The organism is Actinomadura sp. 21ATH (genome assembly GCF_041951345.1).
Classification (GTDB): domain Bacteria; phylum Actinomycetota; class Actinomycetes; order Streptosporangiales; family Streptosporangiaceae; genus Spirillospora.
In genome coordinates this window covers 512,188-531,876 of record NZ_JBGNUR010000001.1, presented here as the reverse complement: position 1 = coordinate 531,876, position 19,689 = coordinate 512,188, and the positions used below count along the sequence as shown (strand labels likewise).

At 72.9% G+C, this 19,689-nt stretch carries 14 protein-coding genes and 1 pseudogene; 8 read left to right on the top strand and 7 right to left on the bottom strand.

Annotated features, from left to right (window positions below):
* The first annotated feature begins 12 nt into the window (after positions 1 to 12).
* Positions 13 to 1,428: a dihydrolipoyl dehydrogenase family protein gene (locus ACA361_RS02705; RefSeq protein WP_375010150.1), complete on the top strand. Its 1,416-nt coding sequence runs from the start codon at positions 13 to 15 to the stop codon at positions 1,426 to 1,428.
* Between the two features lie 36 nt (positions 1,429 to 1,464).
* Here the strand turns inward: ACA361_RS02705 and ACA361_RS02700 are convergent, their stop codons facing one another.
* The gene (locus tag ACA361_RS02700; protein ID WP_375010149.1) at positions 1,465 to 3,039 is read right to left on the bottom strand and encodes a recombinase family protein; all 1,575 of its coding nucleotides are present in this window, start codon (positions 3,037 to 3,039) and stop codon (positions 1,465 to 1,467) included.
* A 134-nt stretch (positions 3,040 to 3,173) separates the two neighbouring features.
* Between ACA361_RS02700 and ACA361_RS02695 the strand changes: the two are divergent.
* A pseudogene (locus ACA361_RS02695) lies at positions 3,174 to 5,180 on the top strand (thioredoxin domain-containing protein).
* Between the two features lie 223 nt (positions 5,181 to 5,403).
* Positions 5,404 to 6,576 carry a C40 family peptidase gene (locus ACA361_RS02690; protein ID WP_375010148.1) on the top strand — a complete coding sequence of 391 codons (1,173 nt, stop codon included), beginning with the start codon at positions 5,404 to 5,406 and terminating at the stop codon, positions 6,574 to 6,576.
* A gap of 13 nt (positions 6,577 to 6,589) precedes the next feature.
* Here ACA361_RS02690 and ACA361_RS02685 read toward each other — a convergent pair whose 3' ends face one another.
* Together ACA361_RS02685 and ACA361_RS02680 are read right to left on the bottom strand one after the other, a co-directional pair.
* Positions 6,590 to 7,228, bottom strand: coding sequence for a TetR family transcriptional regulator (locus ACA361_RS02685; protein ID WP_375010147.1), 639 nt, complete (start codon positions 7,226 to 7,228; stop codon positions 6,590 to 6,592).
* A complete protein-coding gene (locus ACA361_RS02680) occupies positions 7,209 to 8,771 on the bottom strand; it encodes a DHA2 family efflux MFS transporter permease subunit (protein WP_375010146.1) in 1,563 nt (520 codons plus the stop codon). Before ACA361_RS02680 ends, ACA361_RS02685 begins: the two co-directional genes overlap by 20 nt.
* Before the next feature lie 115 nt (positions 8,772 to 8,886).
* On the opposite strand from ACA361_RS02680, the gene ACA361_RS02675 reads away from it, so the two are divergent.
* The 5 genes from ACA361_RS02675 to ACA361_RS02655 all read left to right on the top strand — a co-directional run bounded on the left by ACA361_RS02675 (position 8,887) and on the right by ACA361_RS02655 (position 14,081).
* The gene (locus tag ACA361_RS02675; protein WP_375010145.1) at positions 8,887 to 9,408 is read left to right on the top strand and encodes a hypothetical protein; all 522 of its coding nucleotides are present in this window, start codon (positions 8,887 to 8,889) and stop codon (positions 9,406 to 9,408) included.
* Positions 9,409 to 9,523: 115 nt separating this feature from the next.
* Positions 9,524 to 10,156, top strand: a complete 633-nt coding sequence (locus ACA361_RS02670) for a hypothetical protein (RefSeq protein WP_375010144.1) — start codon at positions 9,524 to 9,526, stop codon at positions 10,154 to 10,156.
* A gap of 294 nt (positions 10,157 to 10,450) precedes the next feature.
* Positions 10,451 to 11,206 carry an isoprenyl transferase gene (locus ACA361_RS02665; RefSeq protein ID WP_375010882.1) on the top strand — a complete coding sequence of 252 codons (756 nt, stop codon included), beginning with the start codon at positions 10,451 to 10,453 and terminating at the stop codon, positions 11,204 to 11,206.
* 153 nt (positions 11,207 to 11,359) lie between these two features.
* Positions 11,360 to 12,679, top strand: coding sequence for a PhoH family protein (locus tag ACA361_RS02660; RefSeq protein WP_375010881.1), 1,320 nt, complete (start codon positions 11,360 to 11,362; stop codon positions 12,677 to 12,679).
* A gap of 550 nt (positions 12,680 to 13,229) precedes the next feature.
* Positions 13,230 to 14,081, top strand: coding sequence for a lytic transglycosylase domain-containing protein (locus ACA361_RS02655; RefSeq protein ID WP_375010143.1), 852 nt, complete (start codon positions 13,230 to 13,232; stop codon positions 14,079 to 14,081).
* A gap of 13 nt (positions 14,082 to 14,094) precedes the next feature.
* Here the strand turns inward: ACA361_RS02655 and ACA361_RS02650 are convergent, their stop codons facing one another.
* The 4 genes from ACA361_RS02650 to ACA361_RS02635 all read right to left on the bottom strand — a co-directional run bounded on the left by ACA361_RS02650 (position 14,095) and on the right by ACA361_RS02635 (position 19,594).
* A complete protein-coding gene (locus ACA361_RS02650) occupies positions 14,095 to 15,510 on the bottom strand; it encodes a class II fumarate hydratase (RefSeq protein WP_375010142.1) in 1,416 nt (471 codons plus the stop codon).
* Positions 15,511 to 15,597: 87 nt separating this feature from the next.
* Positions 15,598 to 16,881 carry a serine/threonine-protein kinase gene (locus ACA361_RS02645; protein WP_375010141.1) on the bottom strand — a complete coding sequence of 428 codons (1,284 nt, stop codon included), beginning with the start codon at positions 16,879 to 16,881 and terminating at the stop codon, positions 15,598 to 15,600.
* Between the two features lie 89 nt (positions 16,882 to 16,970).
* Entirely contained in the window at positions 16,971 to 18,611 is a 1,641-nt protein-coding gene (locus ACA361_RS02640) for a fumarate hydratase (protein ID WP_375010140.1), read from the bottom strand.
* A 50-nt stretch (positions 18,612 to 18,661) separates the two neighbouring features.
* Complete coding sequence (locus ACA361_RS02635; protein ID WP_375010139.1) at positions 18,662 to 19,594, bottom strand: DMT family transporter; 933 nt, start codon at positions 19,592 to 19,594, stop codon at positions 18,662 to 18,664.
* Between the last annotated feature and the right edge of the window lie 95 nt (positions 19,595 to 19,689).

The window sequence follows — 19,689 nt, the reverse complement described above, 5'->3', positions numbered from 1 at the left end:
AGGACAGGGGACATGGCTGAGGAAGTCGATGTCGTCGTCATCGGGCTGGGCCCGGGAGGAGAGGACGCCGCCGGGCGCCTCGCGGAGGCCGGGCTGGCGGTGGTCGGCGTGGAGGCCCGCCTGGTCGGCGGCGAGTGCCCGTACTACGCGTGCGTCCCGACCAAGATGATGCTGCGCGCCGCGGACCTGCTGGCCGAGGGCCGCCGGATCCCGGGGATGGCGGGGGACTCCACGGTCCGTCCCGACTGGTCGCCGGTGGCCGCCCGGATCCGGGACGAGGCCACCGACGACTGGAACGACAAGGCCGCCGCCGACCGCCTCACCGGCAAGGGCGTCACGCTGGTCCGCGGCCGCGGCCGCCTCACCGGCCCCCGCGAGGTCACCGTGTCGCCTCTGGGGGCGGACCCCCAGTCCCCCCGAACGGCTTCGCCGCAGAGCGGGGGCGGCCGCACGTTCCGCGCCCGCCGAGGGATCCTGATCAACATCGGCACCGAGCCGTCCGAGCCGCCGGTCGACGGCCTGGCCGGGACCCCGTACTGGACCAACCGCGAGGCCGTCCGCGCCGAGCGCGCGCCCGCGTCCCTCCTCGTCCTCGGCGGCGGCGTGGTCGGTGTCGAGATGTCGCAGGCGTTCGCGCGCTTCGGCAGCGAGGTCACGATCGTCGAGATGGCCGGCCGCCTGCTGGCCGCCGAGGAGCCCGAGTCGTCCGAGCTGATCGCCAAGGTGCTCCGGAACGAGGGCGTCACCGTACGGACCGGCGCGCGGGTGACGGGCGTCCGCCACGCGGGCGGCACGTTCACCCTGGAACTCGACGGCGGCGAGGAGCTGGCCGCCGAGCGGCTCCTCGTCGCGACCGGCCGCCACAGCGACCTCGCGGGCCTCGGCGTCGGCGCCGCCGGACTCGACGAGAGCGCCAAGACCATCCCGGTGGACGGCACGATGCGCGCCGCCGACGGCGTCTGGGCGATCGGCGACGTGACCGGCAAGGGCCAGTTCACCCACATGTCGATGTACCAGAGCGCGATCGCCGTCCGCGACATCCTCGGCGAGCAGGGCTCTCCGGCCGCCTACCGCGCCGTCCCGCGGGTCACCTTCACCGATCCCGAGATCGGTGCCGTGGGCCTCACCGAGGCCCAGGCCCGCGACCAGAACCTCCCGGTCCGCACGGGATTCGCCCCCATCGAGGAGTCGGCCCGCGGCTGGATCCACAAGGCCGGGAACGAGGGCTTCATCAAGCTCGTCGAGCACGCCGGCCAGGGCGTCCTGATCGGCGCCACCGCCGCCGGCCCGTACGGCGGCGAGGTCCTCGGCGCCCTGGCGGTGGCCGTCCACGCCGAGGTCCCCACCGCCGTCCTCCGCGACATGATCTACGCCTACCCGACGTTCCACCGCACCATCGAAACCGCCGTCTCCTCCCTCCAGGAGTGACCCTCCGCCCCGATGGCGGCCGCGCCAGAGAGGCGCTCACGGCATGTCGAGAGGCATCTTGAGCACTGGCATGTAGGAGTCGTCACCTCGCCTTCGGGTGCCCTTGCCAGCCGGAAAGACCAGTACGTTCGTGAGAACGAGCGCGACGAGTGATCTCCTTTGGAGGAGGTCGTAGCCGCCGCCGTCCGGCCGCAGCGACCAGCGCCGCTGCCGAGTCTCAGCGCTGTCGGTCAGCGCCTCTTGCCGCGTATGCCACGCGCGGCGCTCGGCGCCGAGCCCGTCGATGAGCCCTTCTAGCGCGGCCGAGTTGCGGAAGAAGAAGTCGTCGCCCAACTCACCGCCGTGCCACCTCGCTTCGAGCCCGTCCCTTCTCGCCAACAGGGCGTCGAACTCCGCTTGACGTTCCCACGTGCATGGTTCCCACCGAGCGTGCCGGTCGTCGCCGTGGAGCGCGAGCGTGGCCAGGACGAGCGCGCCGATCTTCTGATCCATCCACTCACCGCTCACGGCCGTTCCGCCGCAGCCTCCATCGCTCTTGGAGCGGCAGGCGTAGCGGTAGGCGGACGCGCCCTGCTTGGTCGCGCAGGCCGCCATGACTGCATTGCAGAAGCGATCGTCGTGCTGCCTTCCGCACCGCAGAAAGCCGGACAGCAGGTACTTGCGGGGTGTGGGACGAGGATTTCCGGACCTTCCGCCGGGGAGCCGATCGCGAGGAGCACGGCGCAGCCTTAAGGCCTTCCAGTCGGACACCTCGATGATTGGCTCCCACCGCGCGACGACCATGGTGCCGTCCGGCGCCGTGACGACCTCACCGCCCAGGACGCGCAGGCCCGCGAGGCGCGGGCTCGAAATGATCTGCTTCACGGTCTGGGTGCGCCATGGTCCGCCGCCGGCCGTGGGGAGGCCCGAGCGCTGGAAGATCGTCGTGATCGCTCCCCAGGACTGGCCTTCCAAGCAGGCCGCTACCGCCGTCCGGATGACGGCGGCCTCCTCGGGCACGACCTCGATCTCGCCCCGCCTCCCGGGAACGGGCCGGTAGCCGAAGGCGCGGCCGCCGGTGTGCGGGGCGCCCCGTCTCGCCTGAGCCGCGTGCCATCTGCGGGTCCGGTCCCGCCGCCTGCGGTTCTCGCCCATCGTGATCGTGGTGTTGAGCCATCCCGCCTCTTCGGCCGCGTCGTCGTAGAGGTCGTACGCGCCGCGCTCGTCGGCGAAGAGCCGACCGGGACGCGCCCGGAAGGCCGTGAGGAACCGCTGCCACTGGGCAGGGGTCTTGTAGATCCGGTCGTCGTCCGCCGTGACGACTCCGTCGACCGGTCGGCCGGCGGAAGTGTGCCCGCGATGAAGGGCGACGAGCATCGCCTCGAAATCCGGGCGTTGATCGTCGCGGCTCGCCGACCGGTCGTTGTCGGTGTACCGGGCCGCCACTGCGCCGCCCAGACCGCGGGCGATCTCGTCACAGAGCGCCTGCTGGGCGTCAACGCCCATCACCCCGGCAGGACGTCCGCGCTTGCCGGTCAGGTCGCTGATCCGTGCGTACGCGAGCAGTGAGAGGGAGGAGGACTGAGCGATCGGCGAGTGCTCGGGCGGGCGGCACGGTTCTACGGGGTTCATGGCTCTCCAGAGGGGGAGGGAGGACTCTGAGATTACGCTCGGCGTCCGACAAGATGCGTAGAGTCGCCATGATCGAAGGCTCGGCGGGTACGTCCAGCCGATCAGGACAGGCGGGCGTGTGAGAGGGTGAGAGGGTGAATCGGCTGGCGGAATCCACATCGCCATACCTCCTTCAGCACTCCACCAATCCGGTCGATTGGTGGCCATGGGGAGAGGAGGCGATGGCGGAGGCAAGGCGGCGGGACGTGCCCATACTGCTCTCAGTTGGGTACGCATCCTGCCACTGGTAGCTCCGCTGACCTCACTGGTGCCATGTCATGGCGCACGAGTCCTTCGAGGACGAGGCGACGGCGCGGCTGATGAACGGGCTGTTCGTCAACGTGAAGGTCGACCGGGAGGAGCGGCCCGATGTCGACGCCGTCTACATGGAGGCCACGCAGGCGATGACCGGGCAGGGCGGCTGGCCCATGACGGTGCTGATGACGCCGGACGGGCATCCGTTCTACTGCGGGACGTACTTTCCCCGGCCGCAGTTCCAGGCGCTCCTGCAGGCCGTCCACAAGGCGTGGAACGAGCAGCGTGCCGACGTGATCGAGCAGGGGCAGCAGGTCGTCAGGGCGCTCACGGCGCGCGGGCCGCTCGCGGCGGGCGGGGCGGAGCCGCCGGGGACGGAGCGGCTGGACGGGGCCGTGCGGGCGCTCGCGCGGTCGTACGACGCGGCGCGCGGCGGCTTCGGGGGCGCGCCCAAGTTCCCGCCGTCGATGGCGCTGGAGTTCCTGCTGCGGCACCACGCGCGCACGGGGGACGCTGAGTCGCTCGCGATGGCGGGGCACACGCTGGAGGCGATGGCGCGCGGCGGGATGTACGACCAGCTCGGCGGCGGGTTCGCGCGCTACTCGGTGGACGACGCGTGGATCGTGCCGCACTTCGAGAAGATGCTGTACGACAACGCGCTGCTGGCGCGGGTGTACGCGCACTGGTGGCGGGCGACGGGGAATCCGTTCGCGCGGCGGATCGCGCTGGAGACGTGCGACTGGATGCTGCGCGATCTGCGCACGGAGGAGGGCGGGCTGGCGTCCGCGCTCGACGCCGACAGCGAGGGCGTGGAGGGCAGGTTCTACGTCTGGACGCCGGAGCAACTGGGGGAGGTCCTCGGCGAGGAGGACGGCGCGTACGCGGCGGAGCTGTTCGGCGTGACGCCGGGCGGGACGTTCGAGCACGGCTCCTCGGTGCTGCGGCTGCTGACGGATCCGGAGGACCTGGAGCGGTACGACCGGGTGCGGTCGGCGCTGCTGGAGGCGCGCGGGCGGCGGGTGCCGCCGGCGCGGGACGACAAGGTGGTGGCCGCCTGGAACGGGCTGGCCGTGGCGGCGCTGGCCGAGTGCGGGGCGCTGCTGGAACGGCCGGATCTGGTCACGGCGGCGGTGGACGTGGCCGCTCTGATCACGCGGCTGCACGTGCGGGACGGGCGGCTCGTGCGGACGTCGCGGGACGGCGCGGCGGGCTCCAACGCGGGCGTCCTGGAGGACTACGCGGACGTCGCGGAGGGCCTCATCGCCCTGCACGGGGTGACGGGGGAGCCGGAGTACGTGCGGCTGGCGGGCGAGCTGCTGGACACCGTGCTCGACCGGTTCGCGGACGGGTCGGGCGGGTTCTACGACACCGCCGACGACGCCGAGGCGCTGTTCCGGAGGCCGCAGGATCCGACCGACAACGCGACCCCCTCGGGGCAGTTCGCGGCGGCGGGCGCGCTGCTGTCGTACGCGGCGCTGACCGGCGGTGACAGGTACCGGGAGGCGGCCGCGGGGGCGCTGGCGCCGGCGGGTCTGCTGGCCGCCGAGCACGCGCGGTTCGCGGGCTGGGGGCTGGCGGTGGCGGAGGCGTTCGCGGCCGGGCCGCTGGAGGTGGCGGTGGTGGGCCCGCGCGGGGACGAGCTGACGCGGGCGCTGCACCGGACGGCGCTGATGGCGGTGGCGCCGGGCGCGGTGGTGAGTCTCGGGGAGCCGGGGAGTGCCGGGGTGCCGCTGCTGGAGGGGCGGGGGCTGGTGGACGGTTCTCCGGCGGCGTACGTGTGCCGCGGCTTCACGTGCAGGCTGCCCGTGACGACGACTCGTGATCTCGCTCGTGAGCTGCGTGATTGACCGGTCCGGTTGGTCAGTAGGTCCGTTTTGTGGCACTGTGACCTTGCTCTCGTTCCGGCTTGGTGTTACCAATGAGTAGCCAACGCGGTGCTGACGGAGCGCGGCCAATCCCCCGGGGTGGCCGGCGGCGCGCCGGGGTATCTGGACGGAGACCGTGCCCAGGGCCCAGAGTTGGCGGGGCAGGATCGTGGGCCGCGAGGCCGTGCAGTGAGGGAGTGTTGCCGTGCGCAAGCCGGACCGCCGGGTTCTACCGACGATCATCGGCGTTTCGGTGATGACCACGCTGGCCGCCAATGGAGCGGTCCTGGTCGCGCACGGGCAGGGCGGGCCCGACCCCCGTACCAACGCCGAGCACCAGAAGTTCGTGGCCGCCTCGGGCAGCTCGAAGATCTCGCCGGCCGCGGTCGCGCCGCTGGGCAAGCGGCTCGAACCGCACATCCTGATCGCGGCGCCGGGCACGCTGCCCGCCGAGACGGTGTCCCGGGTGCGCGGCACCAAGGGCGTGGCCGGCACCGAGGTCGTCGACGCCGTGCAGGCCGTCGTCGCGGGCAAGCGGGTGGGCGTGCTGGGCGTGGAGCCGTCCACGTTCCGCAACTTCACCCCCAAGCCGACCGCCCAGTCCGACGCGCTGTGGCGCAACGTCGCCGGCGGTGACGTCGCGATCTCGTTCACCATGGGCAGCGACGGCGGCGTGCAACTCGGCAGCCAGATCCCGGTGGGCGGCAAGCAGAGGCAGGCCCAGGTACGGGTCGGCGCGTACGCCACGATGGGCATCGGCGACGTCGACGCGGTGATCTCCCGCGCCACCGCCCGCACCCTGGGCGTGCCGACCGGGAACGCGATGCTGGTCAGCGTCCCGGAGAAGAAGGTCGACCGCTACGTCAAGCACATCCGCAAGATGCTGCCCAAGGGCGCCAAGGCGGTCGAGGTCAACCCGAAGGCCGACTACCCCGAGCCCGGCCGGATCCCGTCCGCGCGCGGCAAGGTGATGACCGCGCAGCAGGTGCAGACGGTGATCAAGGCCGCGTACACCCGGCTCGGCTGGCCGTACGTGTGGGGCGGCGAGTCCGAGGCCGAGGGCGGCTACGACTGCTCCGGGCTGATGCAGTTCGCGTTCGCCAGGGCCGGGATCCGGCTGCCCCGGGTGGCGGCCGACCAGGCGCGGGCCGGCTGGGTGATCCCGTACAGCAAGGCCGAGCCGGGCGACATGCTCATCTGGGCGAACGACCCGACCGCCCCGGGCTACATCTCGCACATCGCGCTCTACATCGGCAACGGCAAGATGATCGCCGCGCCGCGCCGGGGCACGGTCGTGCAGGTCCAGAACGTCTACACGCGCAACATGAAGGGCGCCGTGCGGGTCAACCCGGGGCACGCCGACCGGATCGCCGGTTGACGGCCGGCGGCGCTCAGAGCCGCAGGCCGGCGGCGAGGAAGGCCAGGTTCCGGTCCACGAGGCCGGGCAGGTCGAGCTCGCCGCCGCTGTCCAGCCAGGCGTACATCGCCGCCTGGAGCACTCCCAGCACCGCCCAGGCGAACGCCTGCACCTCGGGGTCGGACCGGTCGCGGCCGGTGCGCTCGGCGACGAACTCGTTGATCACCGCGAGCGTGCCCGTGCGCATCGAGTCGAACATCCTGGCCCGCAGCGCGGGCACCTCGACCATCATCCGGGTCCGCGCGAACAGCGCGGCGCGCTCCCGCTCGTAGACGACCGGGAAGACGTCGCGGAGCGTCGCGCGCAGCGCCTCGATCGGGGACAGCTCCGGCGGCTGCGCGCGGAACACCGCCGCCATGACGGGGTCGTACTCGTCCTCGATGACGACGTCTTCCTTGGTCGGGAAGTAGCGGAAGAACGTGCTGGGCGAGATCTCGGCCGCCGCGCTGATCTGCTCGACCGTGGTGGCCTCGTAGCCCTGCTCGGCGAAGAGCCGGAGGGCGTGCTCCTGGATCGCCCTCCGGGTCCGCAGCTTCTTGCGCTCGCGCAGCGGCAGCCCCCGCAGGCGGTCCTCGAACGTGTCCGCGGACGACTCAGGTGGCGGCGTGCTCATGCGTCGATTCTCGGCCATCGGCGGGCGGCTCCGCACGTTCCGGGGCGCGGACCGGCTGGAACGCGGCGACCAGCGCCGCCACGGCCAGCGCGGCGAGCGCGCAGGCCGCCAGCGCGGCGTTCATGCCGTGGACGTAGGCGTCGCGGGCCGAGGCGAGCAGCGCGGGGTCGCCCAGCCGCTCCGCGAGGGCCGCGGCGCCGCCGACCGAGTCGCGGGCGGTGGCCGCCGCCTCCGCGGGCAGGCCGCCGGGGTCGAGCCGGCCGCGGTAGACCGAGGCCACCAGGCTGCCCAGGAGGGCGATGCCGAGCGCCGCGCCGGTCTGCCGCAGCGCCTGGACCAGCCCCGAGCCGCGCCCGGCCCGGTCCTCGGGCAGCCGCGACAGCACCGTGTCCATCGCCGGGACCATGGTCAGGCCCATCCCGGTCCCGGCCACGGCCAGCCAGAACGCGGTGTACGGGTAGGTCCCGGCCGCGTCGGTGAGCGCGCCCGCGCCCAGCCCGGCGGCCAGCGCCAGCAGCCCGGCGACCATGATCGGCTTGGCTCCGGTACGGCCCGCGAGCCGGTCGGTGACCAGCCCGCCGAGCATCAGCCCGAGCAGCATCGGGATCAGCCGCAGCCCGGTGCCGAAGACGCCGTTCCCCTGCACGACCTGGAGGAACTGCGGCAGGACGAACAGCGCCCCGGCCATGACGAGCGTGGCGGTGGTGCCGGCGACCAGCGGCCACAGGAAGAGCCGGTCGCGGAACAGCCCGATGTCCATGATCGGCTCGCGGGCGCGGCGTTCCCACAGCGTGAACGCGGTCAGCAGGACGAGCCCGCCGGTGATCGCGCCGAGCGCGAGCGGGTCGGCCCAGCCGCGCACCGGGGCCTCGATGACCCCGTACACCAGGGCGACCAGCCCGGCCGCCGACAGCAGCGCGCCGGCCCAGTCGACGCGGGGGGCGGCGGGGTCGCGGGACTCGGGGAGCAGCAGCGCGATCGCGACCATGCCGATCACCGCGGGCGGCGCGTTGACCAGGAAGATCGAGCCCCACCAGAAGTTCTCCAGCAGCCAGCCGCCCACCAGCGGGCCGAGCGGCAGGCCGAGCGCCATCGAGGCGCTCCAGACGGCGACCGCGCGGGTGCGCTCCTCGGGCGGGAAGATCGCGGGCAGCATCGACATCGACAGCGGCATCACGATCGCCGCGCCGACGCCCATGAGCAGCCGGGCCGCGATCACCGCGGCGGTGCCGCCGGCGAACGCGCCCGCCAGGGACGCCGCCGCGAAGAGGGCGAGGCCGGCCAGCAGCAGCCGCCTGCGGCCGAAGCGGTCGCCGAGCAGGCCGGCCGGGAGCAGGAGCGCGGCGAACACCAGGACGTAGGAGTCCACGATCCACTGCAGGGCGCTCGTGCTCGCGTCCAGCTCCTCGGAGAGCGTGGCCAGCGCCACGTTCAGGATCGTCAGGTCGAAGCCCAGGGCCAGCAGGCTGAGCGCCAGCGCGCCCAGCCCCCACCAGCGGCGGGCCCGCGTGGGGGGCGCGGCGGGCGGAACGGTGGTCGTCATGGAAGTCACCTTCTATTGAGGCTGTCTACAAAATGACAGTAGCTCTCAAAAGATGGTGAGTGTCAATACGGTGCGGTACTCGACCCGCGTCCGAGCGAGGTGTAATTTTGATTACATGACTACGAACGAAGCCGCCGAGGAGCTGCGGGGCTGGTTCGCCGGGCGGCTGCCGGAAGGCTGGTTCGAGGGCGTGCCGGAGATCGTCCTGGACCGCGAGGAGGTCAGCGTGATCGGCCGCCTCCCCGCGCCCGCCGCGGCGGCCGAGGCCGGCGACGCCGAGCGCGCCGGGATGCTCGCCGGGCACATCAACCGGTTCCGCGAGGAGACCCGCGACCAGCGGATCGCGATCGCCCGCGAGGCCGAGCACCGGTTCGGCCACAAGGTCTCCTGGGGCGCCGCCTGCGGCGACGTGCGGGAGATGTTCACGACCCTGTCGGTGCCGGTGATGACCCGGCTGCGCCAGCCCGAGCGCCGCGTCCTGGACACCCTCGTGGACGCGGGCGTCGCGCGCAGCCGGAGCGACGCGCTGGCCTGGTGCGTCCGGCTGGTGGGCAAGAACACCGACGAGTGGCTGGCCGAGCTGCGCACCGCCCTGGAGTACGTCGAGCGCGCCCGCGCCGCCGGCCCCAGCGCCTGAGCCCGCATCCTTACGTGATCACGACGGCCGCTAGGTGTGATCATGGTGTTGACCTGGCCTAATGTGCCAATGGGAGGTACGGCCGGGGTAACGGGACACGGGCGGGGGCACGGGCATGGGCGGACTGCGCTGTCTGGACGGTTCGGCGCTGTCGGTGCTGCCGGTGGCGGCGCTGGACCGCGGCGGCACCCCGTTCGAGGTCACGCTGGAACTGCGCCGCGACGGCGACTCGTTCGGCGCGGTGGGGGAGCGGTGCGGGCACGCGCTCGCCGCGCTCGCCGCGCAGGTGGCCGCCGCCCGCGCCGAGGACTCCCCGCAGGCCGCCCGGTGGCCCGACCCCGACGACCGGTTCCCGGCGCGGCCGGCGTACGCCCCGTACGGGCACGCGCACGGCCCCGGCGGGCCGCCCGACCCCGACCGCGAGACGGAGCTGTTCGCCTTCCGCCACCGCGACCGCGGCGACGTGGCCAGCACGGGGGAGCTGCGGTGCACGCTGCGCACCTCGTCGGTCTGGGTGGGGCCGCAGGGCTCCCCGTACGGGCGGTGGCGGCGGGCCAGGAGGGCCGTGATCGAGGCGTGGGGCGCCGGCGGCCGGGGCGTGCGCGCGGTGCTCACGTCCGCCGAGCTGGCGCGGTTCCTGCGGGACCTGCTGGCCGAGGCCGAACGGGCCGGTGAGCGGGCCGGCGAGCGCGCCGGGCGGCGGGCCGGAGCGGGCCACGGCGCCCCGCACGGCCGCGCGGTCGGCTAACCTCCAGGTACCGCCCCGCACGTATCCGGTGTTGAGCGCGCGTTCATGCAAAGAGCGCGTTATGGCCGATGCGGTGCGATATATATCGCCCCGAGGTCATAATTGGGCATCGTCCTGGAATCAAGGACGGCCGCGCGAAGGGAAACCCGCATGGGGGTTCGGCGAGGTGACCGAGGTAGCAGGGACGTCCAGGGCATGCGGGGTGACGGGTTGCGTGGAGAAGCAGGGGCCGGCGAGTCCGGGCCGAAGGACAAGCTGAGCTCCGCCATCCGCCACAGCGGCCCGTACGGCAAGATCCGCAATGCCGTCTACCGCATGTACGAGCGGCGCGTGGAGTCCTCGCTGCGCACCGACATCATCCCCCGGCACGTCGGGGTGATCCTCGACGGCAACCGGCGGTGGGCCCGCTCGATGGGCCTGGCCGACGTGAACCGGGGCCACCAGAGCGGCGCCGAGAAGATCTTCGAGCTGCTCCAGTGGAGCACCGAGGCCGGCGTCGAGGTCGTCACGCTGTGGCTGCTGTCCACCGACAACCTCAACCGGCCGGCCCGCGAGCTGGACCCGCTGCTGGAGATCATCGAGAACACCGTCCGCAGGATCGCCGCCGACGGCTGGCACGTGAAGCCGGTCGGCGCGCTCGATCTGCTGCCCGACAAGACCGCCCGCGTCCTGAAAGATGCTCAGGAGGCCACATCCGACGCCCCCGGCCTGATTGTGAACGTCGCCGTTGGGTATGGAGGTAGGCGTGAGATCGCTGATGCGGTGCGCTCTCTGCTCATCGAGCAGGCGGCTAAGGGCACCAGCATCGAGGAACTCGCCGAGGGCCTTGATGTCGAGCACATCGCGGAGCATCTCTACACGCGCGGCCAGCCGGATCCCGACCTGGTCATCCGCACTTCGGGGGAGCAGCGTCTCTCCGGCTTCATGCTCTGGCAGAGCGCCCATTCGGAGTTCTACTTCTGCGAGGTCCACTGGCCGGACTTCCGCAAGGTCGACTTCCTGCGGGCGATCCGCTCGTACGCCGCGCGGCACAGGCGCTTCGGTTCCTAAGGGCCGGTCCCCTCTCCCGGGGCCACCCCCGGCCACCGTCCCGGGCCAGGGCCTCCCTGGCCGTACGGGGGCGGACTGTTGCGCCACCGGCAGTTCCCCTCTTCTCAGGGAGATCGAGTGGCCACAACCTCCGCGCGCCGTCCCGACTCCGGGATCCCCACCGGGACGACCCCCGTCCCGGACCGGCGCACGTACGTCCTCGACACCAGTGTCCTGCTCGCCGACCCGGGGGCGATGACCCGGTTCGCCGAGCACGAGGTCGTACTCCCCATCGTCGTCATCTCCGAACTCGAGGCCAAGCGGCACCACCCGGAGCTCGGCTACTTCGCCCGCCAGGCGCTGCGCACGCTGGACGACCTCCGGCTGGAGCACGGCCGCCTGGACGAGGCCATCCCGCTCGGCGAGCAGGGCGGCACCCTGCGGGTCGAGCTGAACCACTCCGACCCGAGCGTGCTGCCCGACGGGTTCCGGCTGGGCGACAACGACACCCGGATCCTGTCGGTGGCCGGCTGGCTGGCCCGCGAGGGCCGCGACGTCGTGCTGGTCTCCAAGGACCTGCCGATGCGGGTGAAGGCGTCCGCGGTCGGGCTGGCGGCCGAGGAGTACCGCGCCGAGCTGGCGGTGGTGGAGTCCGGCTGGACCGGGATGCGGGAGCTGGAGGTCCCGGCCGGGCAGGTGGAGGAGCTGTACGAGACCGGCCGGGCCGAGCTGGAGGAGGCGCGCGAGCTGCCGTGCCACACCGGGCTGCGGCTGCTGTCGGAGCGCGGCTCGGCGCTGGGCCGCGTCCAGCCCGACAAGTCCGTGCGGCTGGTGCGCGGCGACCGCGAGGTGTTCGGGCTGCGCGGGCGGTCGGCGGAGCAGCGGGTCGCGCTCGACCTGCTGATGGACGAGGACGTCGGCATCGTGTCGCTGGGCGGCCGGGCCGGCACCGGCAAGTCGGCGCTGGCGCTGTGCGCGGGCCTGGAGGCCGTGCTGGAGCGCCGCCGGCACCGCAAGGTCGTGGTCTTCCGGCCGCTGTACGCGGTCGGCGGCCAGGAGCTGGGCTACCTGCCCGGCAGCGAGAACGAGAAGATGTCGCCGTGGGCGCAGGCCGTCTACGACACGCTGTCGGCCGTGACGACCCCCGAGGTCATCGAGGAGGTCCTGGACCGCGGCATGCTGGAGGTCCTCCCGCTGACCCACATCCGGGGCCGCTCGCTGCACGACGCGTTCGTGATCGTGGACGAGGCGCAGTCGCTGGAGCGCGGCGTGCTGCTCACCGTGCTGTCGCGGATCGGCGCGGGCTCGCGGGTCGTGCTGACCCATGACGTCGCGCAGCGCGACAACCTGCGGGTCGGCCGGCACGACGGCGTCGCGGCCGTGGTGGAGCGCCTCAAGGGGCATCCGCTGTTCGCGCACGTGACGCTGACCCGGTCGGAACGGTCCCCGATCGCCGCGCTGGTCACCGACATGCTGGGCGACGTCACGGGCTGACCGCCCGCTCGACGGCACGTTCCGGGCCCCGGCGCCGCGCCGGGGCCCGGTCCCGTCTCCGGGGCCTCCCGCACGCGTACCGGAACGATCACCGTAAGTGATCGTTAAACCTCACTCCGTGTAACTGTGATGAAGGTCACACCTACGCCTCTGATCGCGAGGAATGCCAGCTCGCGAAGCGATTTCCGCGTTTCCCTACGGAGGTTGACAAGCGGCCCATCCCTAGCATTCGTCTCGTTCCGGTTGCAGAACATGCCCGCCGCTCAGGCATTGTGTGTCCCCGTAAGCACCCCCGAACGGTGCGTTCCCCCTCGCGTCCCCCGAATACCGCGAGGCGGGCACGGCGCCGTTCCGGGCCCGGGACCGCCGCGACGCGCGGCACGCCGCGGGCCGGGGGGTGGAAACAGTTCGTGCGCGTGTCCATGCGCGCACGACCGTCGGAAGGACCGCCTTGTACGGAGACCGCCCCGGGTCCCCTAGGCGAGACGAACGACAGAGCCCCGCTCCCCACGAACCCCTGGGCCCCCCGGCCGGCACCGCGCCCGACGACGTGAAGGTCGCCGGCGACCCGTTCGGCGGCACCCCCGGCGGCGACACCGCCGCGATGGGAGCGGTCGCGGACGGCCCCCACGCCCCCGGTGCCGCCGTCGGCCTCGCCGCGCCGCCCCCCGGCCCGATGGGCGCCCCCGGCCCCATGGAGGCGCCGCTGGGCCCCGGCGAGGAGCTGGCGGACGGCCCGCGCCACCCCGGCCGACGCCCCCAGCGCTCCGCAGGCCGGCGCACCGGCCTGAAGATCGCCGCGGTGGCCGCGGGCGCGGCCGTCGTGGTCGGCGCCGGCGCCGTGGGCGCGTTCGCGCTGACCGGTGACGACGGCACCACCAAGGTGGCCCCGGACGCGGCGGACGCCGCCGCGGCCGCCCCGGCCATCGACCCGAAGGTCCTGGAGGAGCAGCGCCGCGGCCTGGCCAAGGACCGCGCGTCTCGCGAGGCGCGCGAGGCGCCCGCCAAGGGCCCCAGGCTGATGCCGCGCGGCACGCCGATCCCGACCAAGAAGCCGAAGAAGGAGAGCGACGGCGGCGGGGTCCCGACCGAGGGCAACCCGGTCCCGGCCGGCGTGGCGCAGGCGTACGCCAAGTCCATCATGGACGACCCCAGCACCCAGTTCGGCTGCCTCCAGAAGCTCTGGAACAAGGAGAGCCACTGGAACTACAAGGCGCAGAACCCCAGCTCGGGCGCCTACGGCATCCCGCAGGCCCTCCCCGGCTCCAAGATGGCCAGCGCGGGCGCCGACTGGCGGACCAACTACAAGACCCAGATCAAGTGGGGCCTCGGCTACATCGACGACCGCTACGGCACGCCCTGCAAGGCGTGGCAGCACTCCCAGTCGGTCGGCTGGTACTAGGCGCGGGCCCGTACTAGGGCCGGCGGACCCCCGTCATCGAGAGGACGTCGAGGGCCGCGTCGAGCTGCTCCAGGGTGAGCTTCCCGCTCTCGACGTGGCCCCGCTCCAGCACGACCTCGCGGATCGTCCTGCGCTCGGCCAGGGCCTGCTTGGCGACCTTCGCGGCCTCCTCGTACCCGATGTAGCGGTTGAGCGGCGTCACGATCGACGGTGACGACTCGGCGTACTCGCGCATCCGGTCCGCGTCCGCCTCGATGCCCGCGACGCAGCGGTCGGCGAGCAGCCGCGAGACGTTCGCCAGCAGGGTGATCGACTCCAGCGTGTTGCGCGCCAGCATCGGCAGCTGGACGTTCAGCTCGAAGCTGCCGGACGCGCCGCCGAACGCGATCGCCGCGTCGTTCCCGATCACCTGCGCCGCCACCTGCGCGACCGCCTCCGGGATCACCGGGTTGACCTTGCCGGGCATGATCGACGACCCCGGCTGCAGGTCCGGCAGCCGGATCTCGGCGAGCCCCGCCCGCGGTCCGGAGCCCATCCAGCGCAGATCGTTCGCGATCTTGGTGAGTCCGACCGCGATGGTGCGGAACGCGCCGCTGGCCTCCACCAGGCCGTCCCGGGCGCCCTGCGCCTCGAAGTGGTCGCGCGCCTCGGTCAGCGGCAGCCCCGTGGCCCGCGCGATCTCCTCGATGACGCGCGCCGCGAAACCCTCCGGGGTGTTGATCCCGGTGCCGACCGCGGTGCCGCCCAGCGGCAGCTCGGCCAGCCGGGGGAGCACCGCCTCCAGCCGCTCGACCCCGTACCGCACCTGCGCGGCGTAGCCCCCGAACTCCTGGCCCAGCGTGACCGGCGTCGCGTCCATCAGGTGCGTGCGGCCCGACTTGACCGTGGTCGCGAACTCCTCCGCCTTCGCCGCCAGCGCGGCCTCCAGATACCGCAGCGCGGGGATGAGATCGTGCACCACGCCGCCGGTGGCCGCGATGTGGATCGAGGACGGGAACACGTCGTTGGACGACTGCGACGCGTTCACGTGGTCGTTGGGGTGCACCGGGCGGCCCAGCCGCTCCTCGGCCAGCGTGGCGACGACCTCGTTGGCGTTCATGTTCGAGGACGTGCCGGACCCGGTCTGGAACACGTCGATGGGGAACTGGTCGTTCCAGCGGCCCGCGGCGACCTCCAGCGCGGCCTCGTGCACGGCCGCCGCCACGTCCTCGTCCAGGACGCCCAGCTCGGCGTTCACCGTGGCCGCCGCCGCCTTGATCTGCCCGAGCGCGGCGATGTGCGCCGGTTCCAGCCCGCGGCCCGAGATCGGGAAGTTCTCCACCGCGCGCTGCGTCTGCGCGCGCCACTTCGCCGTGGCCGGGACCCGCACCTCCCCCATGGAGTCGTGCTCGATCCGGTACCCGTCCTGCTGCGGCGCGCGCTCGGTCATGGGAATGCCACCTCCGGAAGCGAATCTATCCCTGCCCTCGCGACAGCTCCGGAACCGACTCGATCATTCCCGCGGGAGACGGTGAGGTCAGCCGCCCGGCGTGTCCTTCCGCACCGTGTACGACTTGCGCTCGCCCGCCTTGCCGACGGGCTGCTGCCGCCCGTTCAGCCACACCTCGCACGCGGCGGCGTCGTGGATGACGGCGTTGAGGCTCTGCTGGTCGTACTGGCGGGCGTCGCCCTTGGCCAGGGTCTCGTCCGACAGCACGTTCAGCGTCGGCCCCGGCACCGAGACGAAGATCTTGCACGGGCCGCCGCGGGCCCGCACCATCAGCGTGCTGGAGCCGGCGCCGGGCGGGGCCGGCGCCTGGACCCCGGTGCCGCCGGGGGAGGCGGCCACCGGCGAGGTGGGGGACGGGCCGGGGCTCTCCTTCATCATCCCGACGATCAGCGCGGTGGCGCCGATCCCGCAGGACGCCACGGTCGCGCCGACGAGCGCGATCACGGCCATCACCCGCAGCCGCGGCGTCGGCGGGCGGCGGCGGCCGGCCCGGGGACCGGTCAGCGCGCGCTCCAGCCGGTCCACCGCGCGGGCGTGGCTGAGCCTGCGGGTCGGGTTCTTCTCCAGCAGGCCGGTGACGACGGGGGCGAGCGCCCCCGCGTTCTGCATGGGCGGCGTCGGCTCGTTGGCCAGCGCGCTGAGCGTGGCCATCACGTTCTCCCGCTCGAACGGCGGCCGGCCCTCCAGCGCCGCGAACAGGGTGGCGCCCAGCGACCACAGGTCCGAGCGCGGGGTGGCCTTCTCCCCGGCCGCGACCTCGGGCGCCACGTACGCCGGGGAGCCCATGAAATGTCCCGACCTGGTCAGGCTGACCGAGCCGGACGAGAACGCCAGCCCGAAGTCGGTCAGCACGACCCGGTCGCCGTCCAGCAGCACGTTGCTGGGCTTGAGGTCGCGGTGCACGATGCCCGCCTTGTGGGCGGCCGCCAGCGCCTCCAGGAGCTGCCGGCCGATGTGCCCCACCCGCTCGGGCGGCAGCGGCCCGGACCGGGCCACCAGCTCCTCGAGGTTGGGCGCCTCGATCAGCTCCATCACGATCCACGGCCGGCCCTGCTCGATCACGACGTCGTAGACCTCGACGATCGACGGGGTGCGCAGCTGCGCCGGCGCCCGCGCCTCGCGCAGCGTCCGGCGGTAGAAGACCACCCGGTCGTCCTCGGACAGGTCCTCGGGGAGCCGCAGCTCCTTGATCGCGACGGCGCGATCGAGGAGGTCGTCATGCCCTCGCCAGACGGTGCCGTTGGCGCCCTGACCTAACTCCGAGACCAGCCGGTAGCGCGTCGCGAGCACGAGGCGCTCTGACTGAGACATGGCGGAAAAGATACCGGAGTGGCCGTCCGGTCATTGTGGAGACTTCGGGACTAAGTTGGAAATAAGACCAATAGCGCCAGGAACTCCGCTCAGCGCCTGCCGATCGTGAGGACGGGGCCGGTGGTGTCGGCGAAGAAGTCGTTGCCCTTGTCGTCGACGACGACGAACGCCGGGAAGTCCTCGACCTCGATGCGCCAGACGGCCTCCATGCCCAGCTCGGCGTACTCCAGGACCTCGACCTTCTTGATGCAGTCCTGCGCCAGCCGCGCGGCCGGGCCGCCGATCGAGCCGAGGTAGAAGCCGCCGTGCTCCTTGCAGGCGTCGGTGACCTGCTGCGAGCGGTTGCCCTTGGCCAGCATCACCATGGAGCCGCCCGCCGCCTGGAACTGCTCGACGTAGGAGTCCATCCGGCCGGCCGTGGTCGGGCCGAACGACCCCGACGCGTACCCCTCCGGGGTCTTGGCCGGGCCGGCGTAGTAGACGGCGTGGTCGCGGAGGTACCGCGGCATCTCCTCGCCCGCGTCCAGTCGCTCCTTGATCTTGGCGTGCGCGATGTCGCGGGCCACCACCAGCGGGCCGGTCAGCGACAGCCGGGTCTTGACCGGGTAGCGGGTCAGCTCGGCGCGGATCTCGTCCATGGGGCGGTTCAGGTCGATCCGGACGACCTCGCCGTCGAGCTGGTCGTCGGTGGTGTCGGGCAGGTAGCGGGCCGGGTCGGTCTCCAGCCTCTCCAGGAACACGCCCTCGGCGGTGATCTTCGCGACGGCCTGCCGGTCGGCGCTGCACGACACCGCGATCGCCACCGGGCAGGACGCGCCGTGCCGCGGCAGCCGGATCACGCGCACGTCGTGGCAGAAGTACTTGCCGCCGAACTGCGCGCCGATCCCGAGCCTCTGCGTCAGCTCGAACACCTGCTGCTCCAGCTCCACGTCGCGGAAGCCGTGGCCCAGCGGCGAGCCCTGGACGGGCATCGTGTCGAGGTAGTGCGCGGACGCGTACTTGGCCGTCTTCAGCGCGTACTCGGCGGACGTGCCGCCCACCACGATCGCCAGGTGGTACGGCGGGCACGCCGCCGTCCCCAGCGAGCGGATCTTCTCCTCAAGGAACGTCAGCATCCGCTTGGGGTTCAGGACCGCCTTGGTCTCCTGGTAGAGGAACGACTTGTTCGCGCTCCCGCCGCCCTTGGCCATGAACAGGAACTTGTAGGCGTCGCCGTCCGTCGCGTACAGCTCGATCTGCGCGGGCAGGTTGGTGCCGGTGTTCTTCTCGTCCCACATCGACACCGGCGCCATCTGCGAGTAGCGCAGGTTCAGCTTCGTGTACGCGTCGTACACGCCGCGCGAGAGGTGCTCCTCGTCCCGGCCGTCGGTGAGGACGTGCTGGCCGCGCTTGCCCATCACGATCGCGGTGCCGGTGTCCTGGCACATCGGCAGGATCCCGCCGGACGCGATGCCCGCGTTCTTCAGCAGGTCCAGGGCCACGAACCGGTCGTTCGGCGACGCCTCCGGGTCGTCCAGGATCCTGCGCAGCTGGCTCAGGTGCGCGGGCCGCAGCAGGTGCGAGATGTCGCGCATCGCGGTCTCGGTGAGCAGCCGCAGCGCCTCCGGCTCGACCTGGAGGAACGTCCGCCCGCCCGCCTCGAACGTGGCGACGCCCTCGGAGGTGAGCAGCCGGTACTCGGTGTCGTCCGGGCCGGTCGGCAGGAGGTCGGTGTAGGAGAACTCAGGCATCGAGGTTCCTCGCGAGGGTGATCGAGTGGCTTCTGGGGGACGGGGCCGCCCTACAGGTTACGACCTGCCCCGGCCGGCGCGACCGCCGCCCGTTCCCGGGGCGCGGGCACGGTCCGCCGGGGCGGGCGCAGGCCGACCACGACGCCCGCCGCGACCAGGGCGGCGCCAGCGAGATCGGCCGGTGTCGGCTCGCCCAGGCCGAGCACCACGGTGGTGGCCACCGCGCTGACCGGGATCAGGCCCGCGAACAGCCCGGCCCGGTCGCTGCCGAGCCGGCCGAGCGCGTCGTACCAGAGGAAGAACGCGACCGTCGTCACGATCACCGACAGGTAGGCCAGCCCGGCAAGCTCGGCGCCGGTGGGCACCCGGAGCGCGTCCCGCCCGTCGGCGACCAGGCCCGCCGCCAGCAGCATCGGCGCCGCCAGCGCGGCCGACCACGCCGACACCCGCAGGGCGCCGAGCCGCGGCAGCAGCGGGACGGCGAGGAGCGAGAAGCACACCTCGCCCGCCAGCGCGCCCAGCGCCAGCAGCAGGCCGCGCAGCGTGCCGCTGCCGAGGCCGTTGGCCAGCGCGGCCCCGGCCGTGACGACGCAGGCCGACAGCACCACGGCGGGTGCCGGGCGGCGGCGCTCCAGCAGCGGCCCGGCCAGTGCCAGCGCGACCGGCACGGTGGCGATCACGGTGCCGATCGTGGCCGGGCTGGTGTCGTGGGTGGCGGCGACGATGCAGACGTTGAACGCGGCGAGCCCGGTCCCGGCGAGCAGGGCCAGCAGGGCGAGCTCGCGCGCGGTCGGCCGCGGCCCGGCGGCGCCGGTGAGCCGTACGGCCGCGAACAGGATCACGGCGGCGACCGCGTACCGCACGGCCTGGCCGCCGAAGACGGGGTAGTCGGCGATCGTCGCCGAGACGGCGGTCAGCGTGCCGACGAGGAACATCGCGGACCCGGCGCCGATCAGCCCGCGCATGCTGGTGGTTTCGCTCATGGCATGGGACGCTACGGGTGGTTTGGTCCTGACCCCAGGGCCAATCGGACCGATCGTTCCTGGACCAATACCGGATGGGTGACGCTTGGTCGGTC

What these genes read in the sequence shown, in the direction of transcription:
- ACA361_RS02705 (WP_375010150.1), top strand. Translation starts at nt 13, where the DNA reads ATGGCTGAGGAAGTCGATGTCGTCGTCATCGGGCTGGGCCCGGGAGGA.
- ACA361_RS02700 (WP_375010149.1), bottom strand. Translation starts at nt 3,039, where the DNA reads ATGAACCCCGTAGAACCGTGCCGCCCGCCCGAGCACTCGCCGATCGCT.
- ACA361_RS02685 (WP_375010147.1), bottom strand. Translation starts at nt 7,228, where the DNA reads ATGAGCACGCCGCCACCTGAGTCGTCCGCGGACACGTTCGAGGACCGC.
- ACA361_RS02680 (WP_375010146.1), bottom strand. Translation starts at nt 8,771, where the DNA reads ATGACGACCACCGTTCCGCCCGCCGCGCCCCCCACGCGGGCCCGCCGC.
- ACA361_RS02675 (WP_375010145.1), top strand. Translation starts at nt 8,887, where the DNA reads ATGACTACGAACGAAGCCGCCGAGGAGCTGCGGGGCTGGTTCGCCGGG.
- ACA361_RS02670 (WP_375010144.1), top strand. Translation starts at nt 9,524, where the DNA reads ATGGGCGGACTGCGCTGTCTGGACGGTTCGGCGCTGTCGGTGCTGCCG.
- ACA361_RS02650 (WP_375010142.1), bottom strand. Translation starts at nt 15,510, where the DNA reads ATGACCGAGCGCGCGCCGCAGCAGGACGGGTACCGGATCGAGCACGAC.
- ACA361_RS02645 (WP_375010141.1), bottom strand. Translation starts at nt 16,881, where the DNA reads ATGTCTCAGTCAGAGCGCCTCGTGCTCGCGACGCGCTACCGGCTGGTC.
- ACA361_RS02640 (WP_375010140.1), bottom strand. Translation starts at nt 18,611, where the DNA reads ATGCCTGAGTTCTCCTACACCGACCTCCTGCCGACCGGCCCGGACGAC.
- ACA361_RS02635 (WP_375010139.1), bottom strand. Translation starts at nt 19,594, where the DNA reads ATGAGCGAAACCACCAGCATGCGCGGGCTGATCGGCGCCGGGTCCGCG.